Raw genomic sequence first — 26,069 nt, 5'->3', positions numbered from 1 at the left:
GCAAGAGATGACATCACCATGACATATCGACCGTTTTTCACCGAAGGGGCAGATCGCCCCACCCGCTGGCTCGTCACCTGCGACCATGCCGCCAACACCGTGCCGCCCTTCGTGAACGGCGGTTCGCTCGGGCTCGACCCGGCGGATATGGCCCGCCACATCGCCTATGATCCCGGCGCCGCCGGGGTGGCCCGGGCGCTGGCCCGTGCGCTCGACGCGCCCTGCATCATGACCAACTTTTCCCGCCTGGTGATCGACCCCAACCGGGGCGAGGATGATCCGACCCTGGTGATGAAGCTCTATGATGGCACTATCATCCCCGCCAACCGCCATGTCGGCCCGGCCGATATCGAAGAGCGCCTGAACGCGCTCTATAGACCCTATCACAGCGAATTGGCTCGATTGGCCGGGCGGCAGGACGACACGATCATCGTCTCGATCCACTCCTTCACGCGCCAGCTGCAGGGTCGCCCGCCCCGGCCCTGGCACATCGGCGTGCTCTATGCCACGGACGAACGTCTGACCCGCCCGCTGATCAACCGCATGGCGCAGGATCCCGACATCTGCGTGGGCGAGAACGAACCCTATGGCGGCCATCTGCCCGGCGACGCCATCGCCCGTCACGGCATCGCCTACCAGCGTCTCAATGCCCTGATCGAGCTGCGCAACGACCTCATCGTCACCGAAGACCAGCAAACCGCCTGGGCCCGGCGCCTCGCCCCCATGCTGGTCGAGGCGGCAGGCTATGCCGGGGTCGATTCAGAGACTGTTTCACTGCAATCCGGGTGATTTCATCAAGAAACCGCCACATTCACCGACCGAGAGGAGGCGCGCGTGCCGCACATCGTCATCGAACATTCCAGCGGCCTGGAAGACAGCCACGACCTTCAGGCCCTCTGCGGCGCGTTGTGGCAGAAATTTGCGGATCACCACAGCGTCACCGCACCCGATACGGTCCGCACCCGCACCCTCGCCGCCACCGCCTCGCGCATCGGGGTCGAGCCGCAAACCTTCGCCCACGCCACGCTGCTTCTCCTGCCCGGCCGCAGTGACGAGGTCCGCACGGAACTCGCCCAACTGGTGCTGGACACGCTTCAGGCGCACCTGCCGGACGTCGGCAGCCTGACCGTCCGCTTGGATGATATCCAACAGCCCTATATGAAGCGTATGCTCTGACCGAATAAGGGAGACCCGAACAATGGACGACCAGACCCGCCTCGAACTCGAGGCCGCCGCGTTCCGCACCCTGCGCGAGCACCTGATGGAAAAGCGCACCGACGTGCAGAACATCGACATGATGAACCTCGCCGGCTTCTGCCGCAACTGCCTCAGCCGCTGGTACCAGGAGGCCGCGAACGAACGCGGAATCGACATGACCAAGGACGAGGCGCGCGAAATCTTCTACGGCATGACGATGGACGAGTGGAAAGCGAACTACCAGACCGACGCGTCGGACGACAAGAAAGCGGCCTTCGACAAGTCCTTTGCCGAAAACGTGGGCCCCAAGACCTGAGCCCCAAGACATGAACCCATGACGCTCGACATCGCCCGCCTGCGCGCCGACACTCCGGCCTGCGAAACACTCCTGCACTTCAACAATGCGGGGGCGGGGCTGATGCCGTTGCCGGTGCAGCAGGCGCTTCAGGATCATCTGGCGCTCGAAGCGACAATCGGCGGGTACGAGGCCCATGCCGAGGCGAAACCAAAGGCCGACGCCTTCTACACCGAGACGGCGGCCCTGCTGAACGCCAAGCCATCCGAGATCGCCTATGTCGAGAACGCCACCCGCGCCTGGGACATGGCCTTCTTCAGCCTGCCCCTGCAGCCCGGCGACCGGATCCTCACCCATGCCTCGGAATACGTGTCGAACTATCTCGGCCTGCTGCTTCAGGCCCAGCGCCGCGGGCTGGAAATCGACCTCATCCCGTCCGACGCCTCGGGCCAGGTCGATGTCGACGCGATTCAGTCTCTGATCCAGCCCAAAACGCGTCTCATCGCCCTCACCCACGTCCCCACGCAGGGTGGCCTCGTGAACCCCGCAGAAGAGGTCGGGCGCATCGCCCGCGACCATGGCCTGACCTACCTGCTGGATGCCTGCCAGTCGGCGGGCCAGATCGACCTCGATGTCGAAAAGCTCGGCTGCGACATGCTCTCTGGCACCGGCCGCAAGTATTTGCGCGGCCCGCGCGGCACCGGGTTTCTCTATGTCCGCGAAGGTCTGATCGAGGGTCTCGATCCGCCCTTCATCGACCTGCTCTCAGCCACCTGGACCGGCCCTGACAGCTATGAACTCGCCTCCGATGCCAAGCGCTTCGAAAACTGGGAGCGCTATGTCGCCGGCCAGATCGCCCTCGGCACCGCCGTCCGCTATGCCCGGGAGATCGGACTGCCCGCCATCAAGGCCCGCATCGCCGAACTGGGCGAGGCCCTGCGCAGCGCGCTTCGCGACATCCCCGGCGTGACGGTCCACGATCTGGGCCAGCGCAAATGCGGCATCGTGACCTTCACCCATGACGCCCGGACGCCGCGCGAGATGACCGGCGCCTTGCGGGCACGGAATATCAACATCTCCGTTTCCAATCGCACCAGCGCCCAGCTCGATCTCGGCGCCCGCGGCCTCGATCACCTCGCCCGCGCCTCGGTTCACGCCTACAACACGGAGGACGAGATCAACCGTTTCGCCGCCGCTGTTGCGGCGCTTTGACCCCGGCAAAGCCGTCAGCAAAGACGTCTCTGCGCGCGATCCCTTAACCTGCCAGGACTCGAAAAAAGGCACCGTCGGCATACCACCGGGATACCGACGCGATACCGACGTCCCAATTCGGGCCTTTCCGCCGCGTTAACCTTCGATTCGCTCAGACAGCGACCTTCCGGCTTTCCTCGATGTAGATTTCGCGCAACCGCGTCGCCACCGACCCCGGATTTCCGTCCCCCAGACGGGACCCGTCGATCTCCACCACCGGCATCACGAAAGCACTGGCCGAGGTGACGAACGCCTCGTCGGCCTCCTTGGCTTCCTCGACGCTGAAATTCCGTTCCTCCACCTGCATTTGCGCCTCCTCGGCAAAGCGCAGCACGGCGGCGCGGGTGATCCCGTGCAGGATGTCGTTCGACAGCGCGCGGGTGATGATCTTGCCGTCCTTGACGATATAGGCGTTGTTCGACGTGCCTTCGGTCACACACCCGTCCTGCACCATCCAGGCATCGTCGCACCCCGCCTTCTTGGCCATCATCTTGCCCATCGACGGATACAGAAGCTGCGTCGTCTTGATGTCCCGACGGCCCCAGCGCATATCCTCTACAGTGATGATCTTGATACCTTTTTTCGCCACCGGATTGTCGGCCAGCCCGGGCTTGGACTGGGTGAACAGAACCACGGTCGGCGGCGTGTCGGGATCCGGATAGGCAAAGTCCCGGTCGCCCGGCGCGCCCCGCGTGATCTGAAGGTAAACCAGCCCGTCCTCGATCTCGTTCACCCGCACCAGCTCGCGGTGGATGTCCAGCAGATCGCCCATCACCTCCGGGTGCGGCATGTCCAGCTCGTCCAGCGACCGTTGCAGCCGGCGATTGTGCCCCTCGAAATCGATCAGCTTGCCGTCCAGCACGCTGGTCACCTCGTAGACACCGTCGCCCATCAGGAACGCCCGGTCGAAGATCGAGATTTTCGCCTCGTTTTCAGGCAGGTAATCGCCATTCACATACACAGTCCGCATCGTCATCCCCATAGCTTGGCCACCGGCGGATGCACCCCGGCCGCGTCGAAAATCAAAGGTTCGTCCCGGTCTTCGGCCAACAGAAGCGGGCCGTCAAGGTCGGTCACCGACGCCCCCTGCGCCACCAGCACCGCGGGCGCCATCGCCAGGCTCGATCCGATCATGCAGCCCACCATCACGTCATAGCCTTCGGCCAGCGCCGCTTCGCGCAGCGCCAGCGCCTCGGTCAGCCCGCCGGTCTTGTCCAGCTTGATGTTCACCATGTCGTACTTGCCCTTCAGCTTGGGCAGGGTGGCGCGGTCATGACAGCTCTCGTCGGCGCAAACCGGCACGGGCCGTTCCACACCCAGGAGCGCGTCATCCTCGGCCGCCGGCAAGGGCTGTTCCACCAGCGCCACGCCCAGGCGTTGAAGGTGCGGCGCAAGGTCGGCATAGACCTCGGCACTCCATCCCTCGTTGGCGTCGACGATGATCTTTGCCTCGGGCGCGCCGGCGCGCACCGCCTCCAGACGCGGCATGTCATCGGGCGTGCCCAGCTTGATCTTCAGCAAAGGCCGATGGGCATTCTTCGCCGCCTGCTCCCGCATCTTCTCGGGGTCGTCCAGCGACAGCGTATAGGCCGTGATCTCGGGCCCCGGCGCGGGTAATCCGGCCAGCTCCCAGACCCGCTTTCCGGCCTGTTTCGCCTGCAGATCCCACAGCGCGCAATCCACCGCGTTCCGCGCCGCGCCCGCCGGTAACAGTTCGTAAAGCTTTTCGCGCGAAACTTCCTCGGGCAGGCTCTCGATCTGCGCCGTCACGCTGTCCAGCGTCTCGTCATACCGCGCATAGGGCACGCATTCGCCCCACCCGGTGACGCCGCCTTCGGTCACGCGCACGGTCAGCACCTTCGCCTCGGTGCGCGAGCCCCGGCTGATGGTGAACACCTGCGCCAGCTTGAACACATCGCGCGTCACGGAAATCTGCATCGACAACTGCCCCTTCCTCTGGCCAGAAATATCCCCGCCGGAGGCATCCAACAGACGCCACCAGCCAAGGCGGTTGCATCAGAATTGCTCCAGCGCGTCCACCAGCTTGGCCGAGCCAAAGCGATACGGGTCGGTCGCGGGCAGCCCCATCTCGTCCTCGACCTTGGCGAGATACGCCCTGGCGTCGTCTTCGCTCATATGCTGGGTGTTGACCGAAACGCCGACGACGCGGCACTCCGCGTTGGCGATCCGCGCCAGCGGCAGCGCGGTGTCTCGCAGCGTCTGAAGGCTGGGCAGGCTGTAATCCGGCAGGCCCCGCATATGCGTGCGCGTGGGCTCATGGCACAGGATCAGCGCATCGGGCTGGCCGCCATGGATCAGCGCCATGGTCACACCGGAATAGGATACGTGAAACAGGCTCCCCTGCCCCTCGATCAGGTCCCAGTGATCCTCGTCGTTGTCCGGCGTCAGGTATTCGATCGACCCGGCCATGAAATCGGCAATCACCGCGTCCAGCGGCACGCCGTCGCCCGTGATCAGGATGCCGGTCTGCCCGGTGGCACGGAACGAGGCCTTCATGCCGCGCTCCTGCATGTCGCGCTCCATCGCCATCGCCGTGTACATCTTGCCGACCGAGCAATCGGTGCCCACGGCAAGGCAGCGTTTGCCGGTGCGTTTCTTGCCATCCGCGATCGGATAGCGCACCGACGGCACCCGCACATCGTGCAGCGTGCGGCCATGCTCTTCTGCCGCCGCCACGAGGTCATCCTCGTGTTTCAGCAGGTTATGCAGGCCCGACGCGATGTCATAGCCCATCGCCAGCGCCTCCAGCAGCACGGCCTTCCATTTGTCCGAGATCACGCCACCGCGGTTCGCCACGCCGATCACCAGCGTCTTGGCGCCGGCGTCCCTCGCGTCGGCCAGGGTCATGTCCGTCAGGCCAAGGTCGGCGCCGCACCCCGGCAGCCGGATCTGCCCCACCGCGTATTCCGGTCGCCAGTCCCTTATGCCGATTGCCACTTTCGCGGCCAGCATGTCGGGGGCATCACCCAGAAACAACAGGTACGGGGTCTCGATCATATTTTGGTCCTTTCCAGAATCGGTTCTGCGGAATGGTGCACCGAGTTACCCGAAAATTCATACCGAATTGACGAGCCTCCAGGGAAGACCGGCAAGATTCCCTGTCATCCTGCGAATTTTTCAGCAGATTCTTGCGTCGAAGGGTCGGGCGCCTCCGCCCGCTCTTCCATTTCCTCCGACACGGCCTCGGCCTGCAACAGGCCCGGTTGCGGCACCCCGAGGACGCCCATCGCCTGCACCGACCCTGTTTCTTCCGGCCGCTCGGACGAAACCCTGCGGACAACGGCGATTGCGGCGACCACAAGGCTTGTCGCCAGGATGAACAGTTGCAGTCCCCGCCCGTCGATCATCGAAATCAGGTTCGGACCCACCAACATGCCACCGAACTGTCCCAGTTGCAGCAGAAACGCCATCGTTCCGCTTGCAGCCACGATCTGCCCGGGGCTCAGGTGGTCATTGGCGTGCGCCGCCAGCACGGAATACACCGGCAAGGACACCGCCGCGATCACCGAAAAGCCCAGCACGATCCGCGACGGCGCCGTATCCACCGCCATCCAGAGCGCCGCCGCCGCGGTGATCAAGGCCAACCCCATGACCACGAAACGCCGGTCCACGTGGTCCGCAATCCAGCCGACCGGATATTGCACGAACGCCGCCACGATCATCGCGACAACGAGCGCCCCCGACGCCTGCGCGTCGGAAAACCCGCTGCGCAAGGCATAGAGCGGCAGAGCGATGAACCACGAAACCACGCCCCCACCCATGATCACGATTCCCAGCACCGCCATCGGCGACACACGGTATAGTCTGGCCACCGGCATCCGCTCGGGCGCGGTGTACTCCGGGGCACGATTGTTCGACAGGAGCAGCGGCACGAATCCCACCGACAGCAGGATCGAGGCCAACCCGAAGAGCATGTTACCCGTCGGATCGGGCAAGCCCACCATCGCGGTCCCCAGCGCCGGCCCGGCCGTCTGGATGATGAAATAGACCGACAGGATCTGCGCCCGCAGCCGGTTCTCGGCCTTGGCATTCAACCAGCTTTCAGTGATCACGTAGAGACCCGGGAAACAGAACCCCGCCAACAGGCGCATGACACTCCAGCTGACCGGATCACTGGTCAGAAGATGCGCAATCGCGGCGACGGACACCATCGAGGCCAGCGCCGAAAAGACACGGATATGGCCCACCTTCTCGATCAGTCGCGGCGTGATGATCGTACCGGCCAACGCCCCCAGGGGATAGCAGGCCTGCATCATCGCGATGGAAAAATCCGAGAATCCGATTCCCGCCCCGCGAATGGTCAGCAACGTCACCAGCAGCCCGTTGGCCACCATCAGCATCGTCATGCCCAGGAACAGGGCCCAGTTTTCGACCAACGCGCGTCTCATGCGGCCATGCTAATCGGTGGGCGATGCCGTGACCGCGCGTTTGCGACGCATGCAGGTCGTTGTCATCTGCTTGCCATTGTCCGCGCAATTTTATAGCTGGTCTGCGACGTGGTTTCGCAACAATCTGACCAAAGGATCACAAAATGAGTTTCCGCCCGCAACCTCCGGCGCCCGCGCGCCCCAACCGTTGCCAACTCTTCGGACCGGCCTCGAACACCAGCCTGTTCGAGAAGATGGCCAAGTCCAAGGCCGACGTCGTCAACCTCGACCTCGAAGATGCCGTGGCGCCCTCGGACAAGGATCAGGCCCGCAAGAACGCGATCGAGGCGATCAACGACATCGACTGGGGCAAGAAGACCCTCAGCGTGCGCATCAACGGCCTCGACACCCAGTACTGGTACAAGGATGTGGTCGATCTGCTGGAGCAGACCAACGGTCGTCTCGACATGATCATGATCCCCAAGGCCGGCTCGGGTGATGATATCTATGCCGTCGACGCGCTGGTCAGCTCGATCGAGATGGCCATGGGTCATAAGAAGCGCATCGCGTTCGAGTGCATCATCGAAACCGCCATGGGCATCTGCCATGTCGAGGATATCGCCAAGGGCAGCCCCCGGATGGAGGCGATGAGCCTCGGCGCCGCCGACTTCGCCGCCTACATGGGGATGCAGACCACCGGCATCGGCGGCACGCAGGAAAACTACTACATGCACCGCAAGGGCGAGAATTACTGGGTCGATCCGTGGCACTGGGCCACCGCCAAGATCGTCGCCTGCTGCCGCACCCACGGCCTGTTGCCGGTCGACGGCCCGTTCGGCGACTTTTCCGACCCCGAAGGCTTCCGCGCGCAGGCATTGCGTGTCCTGACGCAGGGCATGGTCGGGAAATGGGCGATCCACCCCAGCCAGGTGGAGGCGTGCAACGAGATCTTCACCCCCACCGAGGAAGCCGTCACCGAGGCGCGCGAGATCCTCGAGGCCATGGAAGAAGCCAAGAAAAAGGGCCTTGGGGCGACCACCTACAAGGGCCGCCTGATCGACATCGCCTCGATCAAGCAGGCCGAGGTCATCGTCAAATCGGCAGAAATGATCGAAGACTGACACGTCTTGACGCTCTCAAGGACGGCCTCCGGCAGCACGGGGGCCGTTTTCTTTTGCAAACTGGAAAGACTGACGCAGCTGTGATGCAACTTGCGCAAAAGCCGCGGGACACGGTGTTGCGAATGTGGCTAGGGTCCATGTCAATGACGACAGACCTCGGGGACAGACCATGACCAACTCACCGCTACGGGCCGCCGACGTCCTGGCCCTGCGCCTGTATCAGGCCGGGTGCCGCCATGCGTTCGGTATGCCCGGGGGCGAAGTGCTGACACTCGTCGACGCGCTGGAAAAGGCCGGCATTCGTTTCACCCTGGTCAAGCACGAGAATGCCGGTGGGTTCATTGCCGAAGCCGTGCATCACCGCGACGGCGCACCCGCAATCCTGGTGGCCACCGTCGGACCCGGCGCGATGAACGGGGTCAACGTGGTCGCCAACGCAGAGCAGGATCGCGTGCCGATGATCGTGCTTTCGGGCTGTGTCGATGCCGACGAGGCGCTGACCTATACCCACCAGATCCTCGATCATCGCGCGGTCTTCCGCCCCATCACCAAGGCCACGTTCGAGCTGACCGCCGCGGGCGCCGGTATCATCGCCGACAAGGCCGTCGCCATCGCGACCGAGCCGCGCTGCGGCCCGGTGCATATCGACGTCCCGATCAGCGTGGCGGATGCTCAGGTGCCCGCCGACACGCCGCGTCCGTTGCGTGTGCCAGCGTCGCCGGCCGCGGCCTCCGGCGCCGACGCGGCCCGCGCCCGCGAGGCGCTTGCCACGGCCTCCCGCCCGATCGCCGTAGTCGGCCTCGATGTCCTGCAAGACGGGTCGCACACCGTCCTGCGCGCGTTTCTGGAACAGTTCGGCATACCTTTCGTCACGACCTACAAGGCAAAGGGCGTGCTGCCCGAGGACCACCCGCTTTGCCTTGGCGGTGCGGGCCTGTCGCCGCTTGCGGACACGCATCTGCTGCCGTTGATCGCAAAGGCCGATCTGGTGCTCTGCATCGGATACGACCCCATCGAGATGCGCACGGGCTGGCGCAACGCGTTTGATCCCGCCCGCCAGACGGTGATCGACATCGCCGCCGTGCCGAACACGCATTACATGCACCAGGCCTCCTTGAACTTCGTCGGACATACCGGCGAGACGCTGGAGATGCTGGCCCAGGGCACGCCCGTCGGCGCGACCTGGCCCGACGACGAACCCGCGGCTGCGCGAAAGGCCCTGGCGGGCGCCTTCCCCGATACCGACGAATGGGGCCCTGCCGGCGTCATCGCCGAAACCCGCGCGGTGATGCCCGACGACACGTTGGCCACCGCCGATAGCGGCGCCCATCGCATCCTTCTCAGCCAGATGTGGCGCTGCACCGAACCGCGCGGACTGATCCAGTCCTCGGCGCTTTGCACCATGGGGTGCGCCATCCCGATGGCGATGGGCCTGAAGATTGCCGAGCCCGACAGACCTGTGGTCAGCTTTTCCGGCGATGCCGGATTTCTCATGGTTGCCGGGGAACTGGCAACCGCCGCCGAACTGCGACTGACGCCCGTCTTTCTGGTTTTCGTGGATGCAAGCCTGGCGCTGATCGAGCTGAAGCAGCGCCAGCGGCAGTTGGCCAACAAGGGTGTCGACTTCGCACGACACGATTTCGCGGCGATGGGGCGCGCTTTCGGCGGCGCGGGCCACACGGTGCGCACACGAGCCGAATTGCGCACAGCTCTTCAAGAGGCACTTCGCTGCGACACGTTCAGCGTGATCGCCGCCGAGATCGAGCCGGGGGGCTATGACGGCCGAATCTAGGCGCTTCGGCACCTTTGCCGTGTAACATTTGCTGAAAAATCCGGCGCCAAGACCCGCCTTTCGGGGTAAATCCGCCGAATGGTTCGATTTTTTAGGCGAAATTCCGCATGGGCCCATCAGACACTCTACACGAAGCTTCACCAATACGTTAGCGCAACCGATACCGTTATGTGACTGACTTACCTTTTTGTTAAGCAAGTGCAGCGGGTTGGACTCGCGGCAGCAACGGAAGTGGCAATGAAATTCGATATCTTCGGAACTCCGACCAGCCTGAGTCACGAAAAGGCGGTGCTCGCGTGGAACGACACGATGCTGGGTTTCCTCGCCCATGCCGCCGTGACGCCCGAGCACCTCGGGAAGGTTCTGGAGGTCGCGCCAGGCTTTGCGCACGCCCACGCGCTGAAAGGTCTGTTCTACGTTCTGTTGGGCCGGCGGGAGTTGCTCGAGATCGCGACGGAGGCCTACGTGACCGCACGGGGCGAGCTTGCCCAGAACGACGCCACCGCCCGGGAACGCAAGTATGTCGATGCGCTAGGCGCCTGGCTGGACGGCAGCCCCAGTGGGGCTGTAGCGCTTTTCGAAGATATCCTGCAGACCCATCCCCAGGACGCCTTGGCGATGAAGCTCAGCCACGCGGTGCGCTTCGTACTTGGCGACGCCACCGGGATGCGGCACTCGATCGAGCGGGTCTTGCCCGCCTACGGCACCGACCATGCCGCCCGCGGTTACCTGCTGGGCTGTCATGCCTTCGCCCTCGAGGAAACCGGCGACTACGAAAAGGCCGAGATCGCGGGACGACAGGCGCTCTGGATGGCGCCGGACGACGCCTGGGGCCTGCACGCGGTCGCCCATGTTCACGATATGACTGCGAACTCCCGAAAAGGGCTCGACTGGTTGACGGGGCGCGAGGCTGCCTGGTCGCATTGCAACAACTTTCGGTACCATGTGTGGTGGCACAAGGCCTTGATGCATCTTGACCTCGGGCAGCTGGATACGGTGCTCGATCTCTATGACACCCAGATACGCAACGATCAGACAGACGATTACCGCGACATATCAAACGCGACGTCCCTGTTGATGCGGTTGGAACTGGAAGGCGTGAATGTCGGCGACAGGTGGGAAGAGCTGTCCGATATCTGCGCGACCCGGACAGAGGATGGCTGCCTGATCTTCGCCGACCTGCATTACCTGATGGCCCTGACCGGCGACAGGAAACCCGACGCAACCGCACGCCTGGTGCAACGCATCGCGAAGGACGCCAAGTCGAATTGCGAGATCGGCAGCCGCATGAGCGACCCGGGCGTCGCCGCGGCACAGGGCCTTGAAGCGTTTGGCGAGGCGCGGTTCGACGAGGCGTTTGCCAATCTCGCCCAGGCCCGCGACGGGATGCACCGCGCCGGAGGCAGCCATGCCCAGCGCGATGTGTTCGAACGCATGACAATAGATGCAGGAATCCGCGCCGGGTACTTGGATCAGGCGGAAGCAATCCTAGATGATCGTCAGTCCAAGCGCGCGGGGCGCGAAGACGGATACGCCGCCAACCGTCGCGCGCTTATCGCGTCAGGCCGAACTGCGTATGACTCAACCTCCGTACCGGCCGAATAGACCAAAATCGATTCCCGGATCAGAACAGAAAGACCAAAGCCATGGCGGCAATTTCGCCATCATCCGATTATCAAGAAACTGTCGAGGCCCCAGCTGTCAGTGCGACACCTGCGGCCACGGTGCGTGACCCGCGGCTGGATTTCTTCCGCGGCATTGCGATGTTCATCATCCTTCTGGCGCATACCCCTGGCAACCTTTGGACAAAGTGGATCCCGGCACGCTGGGGATTTTCCGACGCGACCGAGATGTTCGTGTTCTGCTCTGGCATGGCGTCGGCCATCGCCTTCGGCAGACTGTTCCAGACCAAGGGGCTGGCGCTGGGAAGCGCCCGGATCGCCTTTCGCGTCTGGCAGGTCTACTGGGCCCACATAGGTCTTTTCTTCGTCGTCCTGACCTGCATGCTGGCGCTGCCGTACTTGGGCTTTACCCTGCGCGACTACGTCAGTCAGCTGAACCTGCCGCCGTTCCTGGACAACATCGAAGGCAACATGATCGGCCTCATGACGCTGACCTATGTGCCCAACTACTTCGACATCCTGCCGATGTACCTGGCAATCCTCGCGATGATCCCGTTCATGATGGCCCTGTCGCGCCTGCACCCGATGGCAGTCCTGGGCGCAAGCGTCCTGATCTGGTGCACCGCCAATGTCGAGATGCTCGAGCTTTTCAGCGACACGGATGTCACGCCGCTGCAGCTTCCCGCACAGCTCTGGTTTCCGGAGGGCCAGGATGAACGCCCGTGGTTCTTCAACCCGTTCGGCTGGCAGCTGTGTTTCTTTACCGGGTTTGCCTTGATGATCGGCTGGGTGCCGCGTCCGCCGGTCAACATGACCCTGATCGGCATCGCGATTGCGTATGTGCTTTTTTCCTTCGTCTTTTCATCCGTCGGGATGCGCGCCTACGACTGGCAGCCGGCCTGGTGGGCGGATACGATCCGCAGTTGGCAATGGGATACCTACCGCGACTTCGGCGTCCTGCGCAGCAAGACGGAGTTCGGCCTGTTTCGCTATCTGCACATGCTTGCGCTTGGCTATCTCGGATGGGTCGCCGTCGGCGAAGGCGGCAAGTACCTGCGGGTCGGTCAGGTCTGGTCCTGGGTGGTCAACAACATCATCATGAAGGTCGGCCAGCAATCGCTTGCCGTGTTCGTGTTCTCGATGCTGCTCGCCCGGTTCCTGGGGGTATGGCTCGACGAGACGTCGACGCTGGACGGAGATGATCTTGTCCGCAATCCCTGGACCAATGCGTTCGTCAATCTGGTTGGTTTCGGCTTGCTCGTTGCCTGCGCCTACACGGCGGCATGGTTCAAGTCGACGCCGTGGAAACCCCGCAAACCCACAAGGTCGCCGATATGAACCGACTTCTCTCGCTTTCGCGTCGCCAGCTTCTGGGCGGAGTTGCGGCGTCGGCCCTGTGGCCCGTCGCGGCACGTCAAGCTGCCGCCACCGACGAACCCGTGCCGTTCAGCCGCGAGATGGTGATCGAGCTGGCGCGTCAGAGGTCGCAGCAGGATTACACACCGCGTGAAACGGTGCCGGAGGATTGGCGCGCCCTGACCTACGATCAGTATCGCGACATCCGGTTCCCCCGCGACCATGCGCTCTGGGCGGACACGGGTCGGTCCTACAACATAGATTTCTTCGCCCCGGGCCTTTATTTCCCGCGCGCCGTCAAGGTCTTCACGGTCGAAGACGGCATGGCGCACCCGGTGCCGTTCGACCTTGCGATGTTCGACAAGGGGGACCTGGTGCCGGACCTGACCAAGACGGGCGAAAGCCTGGGGTTTTCCGGCATCCGCCTGCGCACCGATTTGGGACACCCCGAGTACAAGACCGAGTTCTGCGTCTTTCAGGGCGCCAGCTACTTCCGAGCCATCGGCATCGGCCAGACCTACGGATTGTCCGGTCGTGGCCTGGCTGTGAACACCGCCGACCCCGAAGGCGAGGAATTCCCCGAGTTCATCCAGTTCTGGCTGGAAGCGCCCGGACCGGACCAGGCAAACATGGTCGTCCATGCGCTGATGGACAGCCCCAGCGTGTCGGGCGCCTATCGCTTCGACATCACGCCCGGACCGGCCAGCGTGATGGAGGTCGAGGCCACGCTTTTTCCGCGTGTCGAATTGAACAATGTCGGCATTGGGCCGTTGACGTCCATGTTCCTCTACGACCAGACCAACCGCAGCCGTTTTGACGATTTCCGCCCCGCCGTGCACGACACCGACGGGCTGCTGATGCTGAACGGCAATGGAGAGATGATCTGGCGGCCCCTCGCCAACCCCTTGCAGCTTCAGGTGTCCAGCTTCGGCGACACGAACCCGCGCGGTTTCGGGCTGATGCAGAGGGCGCGCAAGCTGTCCGATTTCGCGGACCTCGAAGCGCTTTACCACAACAGGCCCGGTCTTTGGGTCGAACCGAAGGGCGACTGGGGGCCCGGTGCCGTCACCCTGGTAGAGATTCCGACCGAAGAAGAGATCTACGACAATATCGTGGCCTATTGGCGTCCTGCAAATCCGATGTCCGCAGGGTCGCAGGTTGACCTGGCCTATCGATTGACCTGGAGTGCCGACGCCCCGGTGCATCGCGATCTTCCAAGGGTTCTGAATACAGCGATGGGTAAGCGGGCCTTCGCCGAAGGCCGCGTCGTCGTTATTGATTTCGAGGACAGCCCGCTATTTGACGAAGGACCGGATGCGATCGACGTTCATACGTTTTCACCGCATGTCGAGGTCAGTGAGGGCGTCCTGCAACGCAACCCGTCGACAGGCGGGCTTCGCCTCGCGTTCAACTTCGAACCGGGCGAACGGCGGCACGTCGAATTGCGCGCGCAATTGCGCAAGGACGGGCAAAACGCCTCCGAGGTGTGGCTTTACAGGTGGACTGCATAATGAACGATCTTCGGATAATGCCGCCGCGCGCGCCCCTGGAGATGCCCGAACAGGACCTAGACGCGATCTATGCCGATCCCAAGGCGCCCCCCGCCCAGCCCGGGGAAAACGTTACGCTGTGGCGCTGCGTCGTCTTCATACCCGCGATTTTCGCGACAATCGGATTTATCTGGATCATGTGGGACTGGCTCGGAGATGCCGGTCTGACGCTGATTGAAGCGACGCTTCTGGGCCTCATGTCGTTCAATGTCTTCTGGCTTTGCCTGACGGTGACGACCGTGACGCTGGGCCTGGGGTCCCTGACCCAGGCGCTGAAACGTCCGGGCCATCCCCGGCCGCTCAAGGTTGCGCTGTTGATGCCGATCTACAACGAGGTGCCGTGGTACGTTCTGGGCAACGCGCGGTCCATGCTTGAAGAGTTGCGCGCACGCGGCGGCCCGCACGACTATGCCATGTTCATCCTCAGCGACACGCGCGACGACGCGATTGCCGAGGCGGAACAGGACAGTATTCGCGCGTTGCAGGCCACGCTGTCGCCGGGGCTGAAGATTTACTACCGGCGCAGGGCCGAAAACACCGATCGTAAGGTCGGCAACATCACGGATTGGGTGCAGAACTGGGGCGCGGACTGGCCCGCGATGCTGGTTCTCGACGCGGACAGCCTGATGTCCGGTCGCGCCATCGGCCGGCTGACCGACGCGTTGGCACAGGATCCCGGTGCAGGATTGATCCAAAGCTGTCCTCAGCTTATCGGCGCCAACACCGTGTTTTCCCGGATGCAGCAATTCGCCAACGGCGTGTACGGAACCGCCCTGGCCGAGGGCCTGGCGCGCTGGACCGGGCAGGAAGGCAACTACTGGGGCCATAACGCGATCATCCGAACCGAGGCCTTTGCGGCCAGTGCGGGCCTGCCGCATCTGCGGTCCTTCACCGGGCGCGATCAACTGATCATGAGCCACGATTTCGTCGAGGCGGGCCTGTTGCGCCGCGCCGGCTGGGGCGTGCGGGTGCTGCCGCGCATCCGTGGTTCGTACGAGGAAACGCCTCCGACGCTGATCGACCATATCCAGCGCGACCGCCGCTGGTGCCAAGGCAACCTGCAACACTTGCGCCTCTTGTCCACGCGCGGGCTGCGCACCGCCTCGCGCTTTCACATGTTCCACGGCGCGATGAGCTATCTCGCCTCGCCGATCTGGTTCGCTCTGTTGGTCATGTGGGCTTTGATGGGGCAAGGCGGCGACAAGTCGGTGCTGACCTATTTCCGTCCCGACAACCCGCTGATGCCGACCTGGCCCGAGATGACCGAGGCGCGGCACGTGCTGATCATCGCGCTGATGTATTCACTGCTGCTGGCGCCCAAGCTGTTGGGGATTCTCGTGGTGCCTTTGACCCGCTCGCGCTTCGCCGAGTATGGCGGTGCCTGGCGCTTTGCCCTGTCGTTCCTCTCGGAACTGGCGCTTTCGGTGGCCTATGCCCCGATCCTTATGGTGCAGCAGATGATCGCCGTGTTCCGTACGGTCTTCGGCCTGCAAAGCGGGTGGAGCCCACAGCAACGCGAGGGCGGTCGCTACGGTCTTGGCACTCTGCTGATCTGCCATGCCCTGGAAACGGTCAGCGGTGTGCTTCTGGTGGCGGGCATGGCGGCCGGTGTGGTGTCGCTCTGGCTTCTGCCAATCGCCGTCAGCCTCTTGCTTGCAGTGCCGCTTTCGGCGCTGAGTGGCGTTTCGCTGAAAGGTTTGGTGTCCAAGTGGATGGGCACAAAGGAACTGTGGCGCGAACCGCCAATCACCCAGGCGGCGCGGCACTACCGCGCGGAACTGAAGCTGGCGCTGGAGGGCAAGGCATCGAGCCAACAGGCCGCGGAATAGCGCGGCTCAGCCCTCGTAGCTCGTGACCGGAAGTCCGCTGGCAATCCAGCCGGGCCCGGCGCGGGAACCGAGCATACCTTCCGGCACGTTCACGATATTCGTGTAACCTGCATTCACCAGGGCGCGTCCCAACCTGGCGGACCGCACACCTCGTGCACAGATCAAGGCGACCGGCGCGTGTTTCCGCGCGCCCGTCAAACTGTCGAGAGCTGCAATGAAATCGCTGCGGCGCATGTCAATCGGGTGCGCGCCCTGCCCGACGCCGGTCTCACGCCATTCCTCGGGCGTGCGAATATCGACCAGAACGACATCTCCGGCCTGCGCCGCTTCAAAGGCGTCTCGTACGGAAAGCTCCGATCCATCGAAGCGCTGATGTGACGCAACGCGGTATCCCGCGCCGGCAGCGGCCGCCGTAATCAGGCCCGCGCCAATGACGGTCCGTCGCGACATGGTCCGCTTGGGCGTTCCGGGCATCATTTCGTCCTCGCTGATTGCATCCATCATACGCCGCGCGCTGTCACCTGTCATGGGCGAGCCGGCTGGCGTAATGAGATGTTACAGCGCCTTGGTGCGGGCCAACCAGCCAAGGGTCGCCTCCGTGTCGCCTTCCGGTTTGTACTCTGCGCCGAGCGGTCGCTCCCAGCCCAGCGCATCTATCTCACGGAACAGCGCCGCGTAGTCGAGCGTGCCATGGTCAGGCGGGCCGCGATCGGGCACCGCCGCCACCTGGATGTGTCCGACATGCTCGAGCACGTCGTTCAACTGCATCAGAACGTCCTGTCCGAGCCTGCCCACGTGGTAGCAATCGAACATCATCCTGAGGTTCGGCGCGCGCACATCCGCAATCACACGCCGCGCGTGGTCCGGCGATTGAAGAAAATAGCCCGGGGCATCGAACGGGTTGATCGGCTCGATAAGGATCATTCGGTCGCGTGCCCGATCACATGCATATTCCAGGTTGTCGCGAAACGTCTTTTCCGCCGCCTGGCCCTTTGCCGTGCCCGCCATAACATGAACCGCCTCGGCGCCTGCGATCTCGGCGTAGACCAGGGCCGCGTCGATCGCGTCGCGCGCCTCGGCCTCGCGGCCGGGAACGGCGGTCAGACCGAAATCGCCCTTCTCGTGGTCGCCGCGCGTTGTATTCAGCCCCAGAAGCGGCAACCCGGTGGCATCCAACGCAGCACGGAGGCTCTTTGGCGGCGTCTCATGGGGCCAATGGCACTCGACCGCGTCGAACCCGGCCTTCGCCGCGGCATCAATCGCTCGCGGCAGGTCCAGACCCGTCCACAGGAACCCCAAGTTGGCGGAAAAACGTGGCATCGAAGATGTCTCTATCGGCTGTTGCAGTCGAATGCGACCTGCTAGACCGCCAGTATAGATCACTCCTGCGCAGAAGGGAAAACAGCATGAAAGCCGTGATGTTCGAGGCCTTCGGGGCGCGACCGGAAATCGTGACGGTTCCTGACCCGAAACCCGACGCGAAAGGCGTGGTGATCGAGGTCGGCGCAACCGGCGTCTGCCGCAGCGATTGGCACGGCTGGATGGGCCATGATCCCGATATCACCCTGCCGCATGTGCCCGGCCACGAACTTGCGGGGCGCGTCGTCGCCACCGGGCCTGACGTCACCCGCTGGAAGGTGGGAGACCGGGTGACAGTTCCCTTCGTCGGCGGTTGCGGCGCGTGCCCCGAATGCCATGCGGGCCACCAGCAGGTCTGCCACCAACAGTTCCAGCCGGGGTTCACCCATTGGGGCTCGTTCGCTCAGTACGTGGCCATTGCCCAGGCCGATCTGAACCTTGTCGCCCTGCCCGATACCCTGTCCTTCGAGACCGCGGCGAGCCTGGGGTGCCGTTTCGCGACAGCCTTTCGCGCGGTCGTCGACCAGGGACGCACGCGTGCGGGCGAATGGGTTGCGGTGCATGGATGCGGCGGCGTCGGGCTGTCCGCATTGATGATCGCGCGCGCGATCGGCGCGCAAACCGTTGCCATCGACATTACGGACGAGAAACTGTCGCAGGCCAAGGCTTGCGGCGCGACCCACACCGTCAATGCCACCAAGGTTCAGGATGTGGTCAGCGCCGTCCGCGACATCAGCGGCGGCGGCGCGCATGTTTCGCTCGACGCGCTCGGCCATCCCACGACCTTCTTCAACTCCGTCATGAACCTGAGGAAGCGCGGACGGCACGTGCAGGTTGGGTTGCTTCTGGCGGATCAGGCCACGCCCGCCGCCCCTATGGCCCGGGTCATCGGCGACGAGCTGGAAATCCTGGGCAGTCACGGCATGCAGGCACACCGCTATGACGCGATGCTGGCAATGATCCAATCGGGCGTCTTGACCCCGGAAAAACTGATCGGCGATCTCATCACGCTCGAAGCCTCCATCGGTGCTCTCACGGAAATGGACAGCTTTGCCGGCGTCGGCGCCACTGTGATCACTGAATTCTGATCTTTGCCCGCCGCGGCCGGCGCGGTCCGATAGGCGCGACTCCCCGGGTGACAACCTGTGCGCCTTGCTGGCCAAAGCCATTGCGGCGCAAGGTCAATATGATTTTTGAAATGAAAACATGATCTTATATAACTTGACGCGATTACTTGCACTTCTATGTGGTTTATCCGATGGTCTGACCCGACACGGGGATCATGGTTTCCAGGCACCATGACATTCGCGGATCACTCGGGAGGAGACAGTTCTGTGTTCTTGGTGCGTGCCATTGATAGCTTGAATGAAATCGTCGGGAGGATCGTTTCGGTTCTTGCCATCGCTTTCGCCGCAATCATCATCTACGACGTCGTTCTGCGCTACGTGTTCAGCGAACCGACCCGCTGGGCCTTTGATGTCTCGAAACAGTTGTTCGGCTTCTACTTCGTTCTGCTTGGGGGCTACGCCTTGCGGCACAACGCGCATGTCCGGGTCGATATCCTGACGGAACGGTTTGGCTATGGTGCGCAACGCATCATCAGCCTCGTGGGATACGTTGTCTTTTTCTTCCCGTTCGCCTGGGTCTTTCTGACCCGCTCGTGGGAGTTTGCAATGCGCTCCTTCGCGCAGGGTGAAGTGACATACGGCGCCATCCAGATGCCGGTTTATCCGCTGAAGCTGGCGATGTGCGCAGCGGCAGGCCTCTTGCTGCTACAGGGCATCTCGGAAGTCCTCAAGATCATGTTCGACCGGCAGGAGGGCCATCAATGAATCCCGAGTACATCGCGGTATTGATGTTCGGCCTGCTGCTCGCGGGCCTGTTCCTCGGTCATCCTCTGGCATTCGTTCTGGGCGGGACGGCCGTGCTGACTGCGATCATAGCCGGCAAGCCCATGGTTCTGGGCATCGTCATCAACCGCATTTTCGGTGATGTCCTGGACAACTACACGCTTATCGCCATTCCGCTGTTTGTCCTGATGGCTCGGTTTCTTTCGGATTCCGGCGTGACGGACCGAATGTTCGAAACCCTGCGCCTGCTGCTCAGCCAGGTCCGGGGCGGGCTCGCCCTGGCGGTCGTTTTCATCTCGATTCTTCTGGCCGCCACCACGGGCATCATCGGAGCCTCGATCACGGTGATGGGCGTCATGGCCCTGCGTCCAATGCTTCAATACGGGTATGCACCTTCGCTGACGGCCGGGGTTATTGCCGCCTCGGGCTGTCTCGGCATCCTCATTCCGCCGTCGATCATGCTGATCCTGATGGCCAGCTATTCACCCCTTTCCGTTGGCGAGCTGTTTGCAGGTTCCATGATTCCCGGTGTCCTTCTCGGGTTGAGCTATGCGGTCTACGTCTACATCATTTCCGTCCTGCGACCGGATCTTGCCCCGGCGGTAGAGCCCGACGAGAAGGTCGAGCGCTCGACCCTTCTTCGGATGCTGCTGGTCGAGGCGCTGCCGCCGCTGGTCCTGATCTTCGGCATCCTCGGCTCTCTTCTGGCGGGGATCGCCACGGCAACCGAAGCGTCGGCAATCGGCGCCGCCCTGGCCCTTCTCATCGTGATCGCGCGGGGCCGGTTCCAGCTTGGCAGCTTCTACGGCGCGATGCTTGAAACCGGGCGTACCTCTGCGATGATCCTGTTCATCGTGGTCGGGGCGACGGCGTTTACCGGCGTCTTCAACATCACCGGCGGCTTGCGCGCGACGCAGGAGATCATTCGCACCCTCGACATGGAACCCTGGATTCTGATCACAATGATGATGGTGATCGTGTTCATCCTTGGCGCATTCCTCGACTGGACCGGGATCGTGCTGCTGTCCTTTCCGATCTTTCTGCCGATCATCCAGGAAATGCCCGATGTGAACCTGCTGTGGTTCGTCGTCCTGATGGCGGTCGTTCTGCAGACCTCGTTCCTGACCCCGCCATTCGGATATGCGCTGTTCTACCTCAGGGCCATTGCGCCACCGGAGCTTCGCACCGGCTCGATCATCAGCGGCGTCTTGCCGTTCATCGCCCTGATCGTCGTGATGTGCGTGCTGGTGGCCGTGTTCCCGGCACTGGTCACGTGGCTGCCCGACGTCATTTACACTCAGTAAACCAAACCATGGAAAAGGGAGATACCATGACTACCAAGGCATTCGCACTTGCGGCCGCCGCCGCGACGGCGCTGGCCGGACAGGCCACGGCGCAGGAAAACTGGACGATGACCACCACGTGGCCGTCCTCCCTGGAACTGATCGAGACCGACAAGCATTTTGTCGACCTCGCCAACAAGCTGACCCAAGGGGAACTGACAATCGAGTTCTTCGAGGGCGGCGCGCTTGTGCCGTCGGGCGAGGTGTTCGGCGCGGTGGAATCGGGAACCATTCAGGCCGGCGCCGATTGGCCAGGCTACTGGGCGGGCCGCGATGCGGCATTCTCTCCGCTGGCCACCACGCCCAGCCTGTTCAACGCGGTGGACTACGTGAACTGGATTCAACAATGGGGCGGCGCCGAGCTCTATAACGAGATCTACGGCCAGTTTAACATGGTCTACCTGCCCTATGGCGTGACCAACAACGAATCCGGCTTCCGCACCAACGAGCCGATCGTCACGCTGGAAGACCTGCAAGGCAAGCGTCTGCGGCTTTCCGGCCTCGAGCAGGGCAAATTGCTGGAGCGTCTGGGCGGCAACCAGGTATCGATGGCCGGTGGCGAAATCTACCAGTCGCTCGAGCGCGGCGTGATCGACGGTGCTGAATTCTCGACACCCAACGTCGATTGGTCCGGCGGCTTTCAACAGGTGACCCAGTATTGGGCGACGCCCGGCTGGCACCAGTCTGCTTCGGTCTTTGGCGTGATGATCAACAAATCGGCCTGGGACGCGCTTAGCCCCGAGACCCAGGAGAAACTGCAGATCGCGGCGGACGCCACCCTGCTGTGGTCGCTGGCCTTCACCGAAAAGCGCGCAACCGAAGCCTATGCCAAGTTCGACGACGCGGTCGAGATCAACCGCTATGACGACGCGACCCTGGAGAAAGTCCAGGAGATGGCCAACGAAGTCATCGTCGAGACCGCGTGCGAAAACCCGAACTCGGCCAAGGTCTATCTCAGCATGGTCCAGTACCTGGAGGACTACGCCCAGTGGCGCGATGCCTCCGCGCCGTTCAACCTCGGGCGCACACCCAACGGTCCGGACGTGGCTGCACTGCAAGACTGCGCAGGCTGACCGCCTGAACCAGACTGAACGGAATGCCCGCTGCCCGGCGGGCATTCCCAGCGCTGCGAAGCGAGAGGTCGCGACCGTGGCAACCCATTCAGCCGTTCATTTTCGAAGACCGTTTCAATCTTAGTCCTGAGCGCCACGCCAATCTCCCCTCTCACCACGGAAATTGCTATCCAATGGCGCTGGCACGCCCAAGTTGGTTCCGCTCCCCGCGCTCGCTGTACTCTAAGCCCAGCCCAAAGGTTCTTATTCGAGCCGGGACATTTTTGCTAAACCTTGCCGGTTAGGCGCATGAACTCGTGCATCATGTCGCCGAGCTTGCCGCAATATTCCGGGTCTTCGGAGGAATACTCGTCGACCACTTCCAGCGACTTGGCGCGCAGCTGGGACATTACGTCGTCGGACACGCGCGAGATGTTCTTGTTCATCTCGCCGGTGAAGGTGTCCATGCAGGTAAAGTCGGCGAAGCGGAAATGGGCGCTGGCCTTGGCGCTCATGGCGCGCACGGCGCTATGGATAATCCGCTTGTGGTCCTCGCCCAGCTTGTTCCACTGCTCCTGCCCGACGATAAACTCGCCGTTCGAGTGGCTCAGGAAGTCGGGCGTCACGATGTAGTCAGTCACTTCCTGCAAGTTCATGCCCCACCCGGTCGAGACACAGCCCCAGTGGGCTCCGTCGACAACGCCAGTCTGGAGGCTCTGGTAGAGCTCGCCGCCCGGAATGAAGACCGGCGTTGAGCCCATCTTCTCGAAGACGCGGCCCGGCGTTCCGGTGGAGCGGATCTTGAAGCCACTGAAGTCTTCGGCCTTCTCGATCGGTTTCTTGGAGTAGACGGCGAGCCCCGCAAAAGAGATCGGACCGGCCTGGTAGATGCCGAACTGGCCATAGGCGGCGCGAATGATTTCCAGCGCACCCATGTCGTAGAAAAACATCTGCATTTCTTCGTGGTTTTCCCACGTGGCGAGATTGCCGTTCAGGTGGCCGGCGGCGGGAATGCGACCGATCCAGTAACCGGGAAAGATGAAGGCCGCGTCGAGCAACCCGCGGCGCAGGGCCCCAAGGATCTCGTTGGTGGGCGTCACGGTGTTGGCCTGCAGCGCCTCGATTTGGATCTCGCCATCTGTCGCCTCGGTGATCCAGCGGCCGAACTCGGCATAGATAGAGTCGAAATACTCGATCCCGGGCGTCCAGTGGCTCTGCATCCGCCAGGTGATCTGTTCCTGCGCCAGCACGGGCGGGGCGGCCAGCGCGGTTGCTCCCGCGGCCAGCGCACCGCGGGTCAGAATTTGCCGCCTGTTGACCCCATGGTTGGTCTTAGTCATCTCTTGGTCTCCTCCTTGTTAACTCGGTGGCCTCGCCCTGCGCGCCGCGCGGGAGGCCGTGTCAGTTCATGAAGGCCGTTAGGCCGATCAGGATCTCAGGAATGGCCAGCAGTACCGCGCCGGTCAGCAGCATGATCGCCAGGAAGGGCATCACCGAGCCGTAGATCTTGGTGATGGGCGTGTTGGGGCTGAGACTCTTCAGGTAGAAGAGGTTGTAGCCGAATGGCGGCGTGACGTAGCCAATGCAGAGATTGAGCTGGAAGATTACGCAGAACCAGATCGGGTCGAAGCCGAGCTCCTTCACGATCGGGAAAAAGATCGGCAGGGTCAGCAGGATGATCCCGATCGGATCAAGGAACATGCCCAGCAGAAGCGCGACCAGCTGCATCAGGATAATCATCATCCACGGGCTCAGGCTGGCCTCGCGCAACAGGTCGAGCATGAAGGTGATGCCCCCGCCGCTGGAATAGATCGAGACGAAGGCGCCGGCGCCGAAGATGATCCAAAGCACCATGCCAGTCACAGCCGCGGTGTCGTAGCTGACCTCCTTCAGGAAGGTGAGGCTGAGCTCGCCCCGCAGCCAGACCGAGATGAGAACGGCGGCGACGCCCACGGCGGCGGCCTCGGTGGGGGTGGCGATTCCGAAAAAGATCGACAGCAGCACCGAGAGCACGATGAGCAGCGGCAGAAGCACGGACTTGAGCGCGCCGAGCTTCTCGCGGAGCGGGGCGGCGACCTCGGCCGAGGGCGCGAGTTCGGGGCGCAGGTTGGCGCGGATCGCGATGTAGAGGATGAAGGCGGCGAGGATGAAGAGCCCCGCGATCAGCCCGCCGAAGAAGAGTTTGCCCACCGAGAGCCCGGTCATCATGCCGATGATGATGAGCGTGATTGATGGCGGGATCAGGATGCCCAGCGTGCCCGAGGCGCCGATGGTGCCCAGCACGAACCCGTCATCGTAACCGTGGCGCTTCATGGCCGGGATGCCGACCAGGCCGGTAGTGATGGTGGAAGCCGAGCAGTTGCCTGTCATGGCCGAGAGAACGGCGGCAAAGCCCGAGGTGCCCACTAGCAACCCGCCATTTACCCGGCCCGACCACAGGTAGAACGCGCGGTACAGATCATCGGCGATTTTCGAACGACCGAGGGCGATGCCGATGGCGATAAAAAGCGGAATGGCCGAGAGCAGGATCGACCACATGTTGCCGAAGGTGCTCGACACCACCGAGTAGAAGCCCTGCGGGCCGCTCATGAGGTAGGAGAAGATCACCGCGATGCCGCCCATCGCGAAGGACAGCGACACGCCGAGCAGGATCGCGGCGATGAGCATGCCGAACATGCCGATGGTGAGAAGCTCAGGGCTCATTGGCAAGACCTCCGGGTTGGGCGAGCGCCGGGTTGGCGGTGGCCGCGAGAGAGCGGATCAGCCCGGCCAGCGCCTGAAGCGAGATCAGGCCGGCGGCGACCACCAGGCAGAGCTTCACCGGCCAGAGCGGATGGGCGAGGGCGCTGTCGTCCTTCTCGTTCCAGAGCAGGGCTTCCTGGAAGAAGTTCCAGCCCTCGTAGGTGAGGGCCAGGCACCAGATGAGGAGGAAGGCATAGTTGAGTGCGTCGAGCAGAGCCCGACCGCGCGGCCCCCGGTTGACGAGGAATACATCAACCCGGACATGGCCGCTCTTGAGCAGCGTATAGGCGCCGACCAGGATGAAGTAACAGGCGAAGATCCTTTGGGTGTAGCCGTGCGCCCAGATCGTCGGCTGACCGAAGGCATAGCGCGAGATCACCTCAAACACGAGGAGCGCGGCACCGATCCAGACAGCGAAACTTACAGTCCGACCGAGCAACAGGTTAATCCTGTCGATCCAAATCAAGTACCTCATTTCTCCTCCCAGACTCAAAACCGAAGCAATTTGCCTGTTTCGGAGATGAATACGCTCTTTGAGATTAGCTTTTCGAAAAGAAAACAACTTGTCAAATACTAATTACGATGGCAAATTAGATAAACAATATTGAATTTCAGGGATCAAAAATGGCGGCGAGCACGAAACGGGCCGGGTCTTACAATGTGGCGACGCGCGGCAAACTGCTGGATTCAGCGGAGGAGCTGTTCGCCGCCCGGAGCCACGAGGCCGTGACGCTCAAGGAGATCGCCGCGCTGGCCGAGGCCAACGTGGGTCAGATCGTCTACCACTTTGGCCAGAAGGATGCTCTGATCAAGGAGGTTATCCTGCGTAGGGCAGGGCTTATCAGCGCGGAACGGTTGCAGTTGCTGGATGCCTACGAGCGGCTCGTCGGGCAGGAGAACGTTGCGCTGGAGCCGTTGGTGCGGGCGTTCATCGACCCCTACCTGGCCAAGCTGAAGGGCGAAGAGGCCGGCTGGCGCAACTGGGCGCTCTTCATCGGGCGTAACGTATGGGACAAGACCCTGTCGGAGACCATCGCCGAGGCCTTCAATCCGGCGGCGAGCCGTTACATCGAAGCCTTCCGCCGGGCCTTGCCGTCGCTGACGCGGGTTGATGGTGCGCGCGCCTTCCAGCTGCTCCTGGCGGGCATCTACGGTTCTACCACCAACGATTCGCGGATCAACAGCCTGCTGGGAGACGAAGGCCTGTCGCGCGATTACGACGGCTACCAGGAGGTTCTGATCCCCTTCGTCGTGGGCGGGATCCAGGCGATCGGAGACATGAGGGAACGCGCCAGCTGAGAAGCCGGCACGCCGGGGAGGAA

At 63.0% G+C, this 26,069-nt stretch carries 24 protein-coding genes; 15 read left to right on the top strand and 9 right to left on the bottom strand.

From position 1 onward, the window contains the following. Nucleotides 1-18: 18 nt before the first annotated feature. Genes KUV49_RS05215 through KUV49_RS05200 form a run of 4 tightly spaced genes read left to right on the top strand, consistent with a single transcriptional unit; the run spans nucleotide 19 to nucleotide 2,704 of the window. Nucleotides 19-789, top strand: a complete 771-nt coding sequence (locus KUV49_RS05215; protein WP_222451926.1) for an N-formylglutamate amidohydrolase — start codon at nucleotides 19-21, stop codon at nucleotides 787-789. 45 nt (nucleotides 790-834) lie between these two features. Next, nucleotides 835-1,176 carry a 5-carboxymethyl-2-hydroxymuconate isomerase gene (locus tag KUV49_RS05210; RefSeq protein WP_222451925.1) on the top strand — a complete coding sequence of 114 codons (342 nt, stop codon included), beginning with the start codon at nucleotides 835-837 and terminating at the stop codon, nucleotides 1,174-1,176. A 22-nt stretch (nucleotides 1,177-1,198) separates the two neighbouring features. Beyond that, nucleotides 1,199-1,513 (top strand): DUF1244 domain-containing protein, encoded by a 315-nt coding sequence (locus tag KUV49_RS05205; RefSeq protein ID WP_222451924.1) that lies wholly within the window; start codon nucleotides 1,199-1,201, stop codon nucleotides 1,511-1,513. Between the two features lie 18 nt (nucleotides 1,514-1,531). Next, nucleotides 1,532-2,704 (top strand): aminotransferase class V-fold PLP-dependent enzyme, encoded by a 1,173-nt coding sequence (locus KUV49_RS05200; RefSeq protein ID WP_222451923.1) that lies wholly within the window; start codon nucleotides 1,532-1,534, stop codon nucleotides 2,702-2,704. 151 nt (nucleotides 2,705-2,855) lie between these two features. Here the strand turns inward: KUV49_RS05200 and KUV49_RS05195 are convergent, their stop codons facing one another. The 4 genes from KUV49_RS05195 to KUV49_RS05180 form a co-directional block, all read right to left on the bottom strand. Then, nucleotides 2,856-3,719 carry a D-amino-acid transaminase gene (locus KUV49_RS05195; protein WP_222451922.1) on the bottom strand — a complete coding sequence of 288 codons (864 nt, stop codon included), beginning with the start codon at nucleotides 3,717-3,719 and terminating at the stop codon, nucleotides 2,856-2,858. Continuing rightward, entirely contained in the window at nucleotides 3,716-4,681 is a 966-nt protein-coding gene (gene dgcA / locus KUV49_RS05190) for an N-acetyl-D-Glu racemase DgcA (protein WP_222451921.1), read from the bottom strand. The genes KUV49_RS05195 and dgcA overlap by 4 nt, the downstream gene beginning before the upstream one ends. A gap of 78 nt (nucleotides 4,682-4,759) precedes the next feature. Further along, nucleotides 4,760-5,761, bottom strand: a complete 1,002-nt coding sequence (gene dgcN, locus KUV49_RS05185; RefSeq protein ID WP_222451920.1) for an N-acetyltransferase DgcN — start codon at nucleotides 5,759-5,761, stop codon at nucleotides 4,760-4,762. A gap of 104 nt (nucleotides 5,762-5,865) precedes the next feature. Continuing rightward, entirely contained in the window at nucleotides 5,866-7,152 is a 1,287-nt protein-coding gene (locus KUV49_RS05180; RefSeq protein ID WP_222451919.1) for an MFS transporter, read from the bottom strand. A gap of 143 nt (nucleotides 7,153-7,295) precedes the next feature. Between KUV49_RS05180 and KUV49_RS05175 the strand changes: the two genes are divergently transcribed. From KUV49_RS05175 to mdoH, 6 genes are all read left to right on the top strand, one after another. Continuing rightward, nucleotides 7,296-8,252: an HpcH/HpaI aldolase/citrate lyase family protein gene (locus tag KUV49_RS05175; protein WP_222451918.1), complete on the top strand. Its 957-nt coding sequence runs from the start codon at nucleotides 7,296-7,298 to the stop codon at nucleotides 8,250-8,252. Between the two features lie 169 nt (nucleotides 8,253-8,421). Beyond that, nucleotides 8,422-10,044, top strand: coding sequence for a thiamine pyrophosphate-binding protein (locus KUV49_RS05170; RefSeq protein ID WP_222451917.1), 1,623 nt, complete (start codon nucleotides 8,422-8,424; stop codon nucleotides 10,042-10,044). 237 nt (nucleotides 10,045-10,281) lie between these two features. After that, the gene (locus KUV49_RS05165) at nucleotides 10,282-11,649 is read left to right on the top strand and encodes a tetratricopeptide repeat protein (protein WP_222451916.1); all 1,368 of its coding nucleotides are present in this window, start codon (nucleotides 10,282-10,284) and stop codon (nucleotides 11,647-11,649) included. Between the two features lie 41 nt (nucleotides 11,650-11,690). After that, nucleotides 11,691-13,004, top strand: coding sequence for an OpgC family protein (locus KUV49_RS05160; RefSeq protein ID WP_222451915.1), 1,314 nt, complete (start codon nucleotides 11,691-11,693; stop codon nucleotides 13,002-13,004). Further along, entirely contained in the window at nucleotides 13,001-14,533 is a 1,533-nt protein-coding gene (locus KUV49_RS05155; protein WP_222451914.1) for a glucan biosynthesis protein, read from the top strand. Before KUV49_RS05160 ends, KUV49_RS05155 begins: the two co-directional genes overlap by 4 nt. Further along, a complete protein-coding gene (gene mdoH, locus KUV49_RS05150; protein ID WP_222451913.1) occupies nucleotides 14,533-16,401 on the top strand; it encodes a glucans biosynthesis glucosyltransferase MdoH in 1,869 nt (622 codons plus the stop codon). Before KUV49_RS05155 ends, mdoH begins: the two co-directional genes overlap by 1 nt. Nucleotides 16,402-16,407: 6 nt before the next feature. On the opposite strand, the gene KUV49_RS05145 is transcribed toward mdoH, so the two are convergent. Both KUV49_RS05145 and KUV49_RS05140 read right to left on the bottom strand, forming a co-directional pair. Next, nucleotides 16,408-16,875, bottom strand: a complete 468-nt coding sequence (locus tag KUV49_RS05145) for a rhodanese-like domain-containing protein (RefSeq protein ID WP_222451912.1) — start codon at nucleotides 16,873-16,875, stop codon at nucleotides 16,408-16,410. Between the two features lie 81 nt (nucleotides 16,876-16,956). After that, nucleotides 16,957-17,721, bottom strand: a complete 765-nt coding sequence (locus KUV49_RS05140; RefSeq protein ID WP_222451911.1) for a hydroxypyruvate isomerase family protein — start codon at nucleotides 17,719-17,721, stop codon at nucleotides 16,957-16,959. 86 nt (nucleotides 17,722-17,807) lie between these two features. Between KUV49_RS05140 and KUV49_RS05135 the strand changes: the two genes are divergently transcribed. The 4 genes from KUV49_RS05135 (at nucleotide 17,808) to dctP (KUV49_RS05120) (ending at nucleotide 22,026) form a co-directional block, all read left to right on the top strand. Continuing rightward, nucleotides 17,808-18,848 (top strand): zinc-dependent alcohol dehydrogenase family protein, encoded by a 1,041-nt coding sequence (locus KUV49_RS05135; protein ID WP_222452087.1) that lies wholly within the window; start codon nucleotides 17,808-17,810, stop codon nucleotides 18,846-18,848. Between the two features lie 210 nt (nucleotides 18,849-19,058). After that, nucleotides 19,059-19,592 (top strand): TRAP transporter small permease subunit, encoded by a 534-nt coding sequence (locus tag KUV49_RS05130; RefSeq protein WP_222451910.1) that lies wholly within the window; start codon nucleotides 19,059-19,061, stop codon nucleotides 19,590-19,592. After that, a complete protein-coding gene (locus KUV49_RS05125; RefSeq protein ID WP_222451909.1) occupies nucleotides 19,589-20,914 on the top strand; it encodes a TRAP transporter large permease subunit in 1,326 nt (441 codons plus the stop codon). Before KUV49_RS05130 ends, KUV49_RS05125 begins: the two co-directional genes overlap by 4 nt. A 26-nt stretch (nucleotides 20,915-20,940) precedes the next feature. Then, a complete protein-coding gene (dctP, locus tag KUV49_RS05120; protein WP_222451908.1) occupies nucleotides 20,941-22,026 on the top strand; it encodes a TRAP transporter substrate-binding protein DctP in 1,086 nt (361 codons plus the stop codon). 266 nt (nucleotides 22,027-22,292) lie between these two features. On the opposite strand, the gene dctP (KUV49_RS05115) is transcribed toward dctP (KUV49_RS05120), so the two are convergent. From dctP (KUV49_RS05115) to KUV49_RS05105, 3 genes are all read right to left on the bottom strand, one after another. Continuing rightward, complete coding sequence (gene dctP / locus KUV49_RS05115) at nucleotides 22,293-23,345, bottom strand: TRAP transporter substrate-binding protein DctP (protein ID WP_222451907.1); 1,053 nt, start codon at nucleotides 23,343-23,345, stop codon at nucleotides 22,293-22,295. A 61-nt stretch (nucleotides 23,346-23,406) separates the two neighbouring features. Next, on the bottom strand, nucleotides 23,407-24,708 hold the full coding sequence (locus KUV49_RS05110; protein ID WP_222451906.1) for a TRAP transporter large permease subunit: 1,302 nt from the start codon (nucleotides 24,706-24,708) through the stop codon (nucleotides 23,407-23,409). Continuing rightward, a complete protein-coding gene (locus tag KUV49_RS05105) occupies nucleotides 24,698-25,222 on the bottom strand; it encodes a TRAP transporter small permease subunit (protein ID WP_222451905.1) in 525 nt (174 codons plus the stop codon). Before KUV49_RS05105 ends, KUV49_RS05110 begins: the two co-directional genes overlap by 11 nt. A gap of 149 nt (nucleotides 25,223-25,371) precedes the next feature. Here KUV49_RS05105 and KUV49_RS05100 point away from each other — a divergent pair, with 149 nt between their 5' ends. Further along, complete coding sequence (locus KUV49_RS05100; RefSeq protein ID WP_222451904.1) at nucleotides 25,372-26,046, top strand: TetR/AcrR family transcriptional regulator; 675 nt, start codon at nucleotides 25,372-25,374, stop codon at nucleotides 26,044-26,046. Nucleotides 26,047-26,069 lie beyond the last annotated feature (23 nt).

Origin of the sequence: Roseovarius atlanticus (assembly GCF_019802205.1) — a bacterium.
Lineage (GTDB): Bacteria > Pseudomonadota > Alphaproteobacteria > Rhodobacterales > Rhodobacteraceae > Roseovarius > Roseovarius atlanticus_A.
This window is presented reverse-complemented; position numbering and strand designations above follow the sequence as displayed.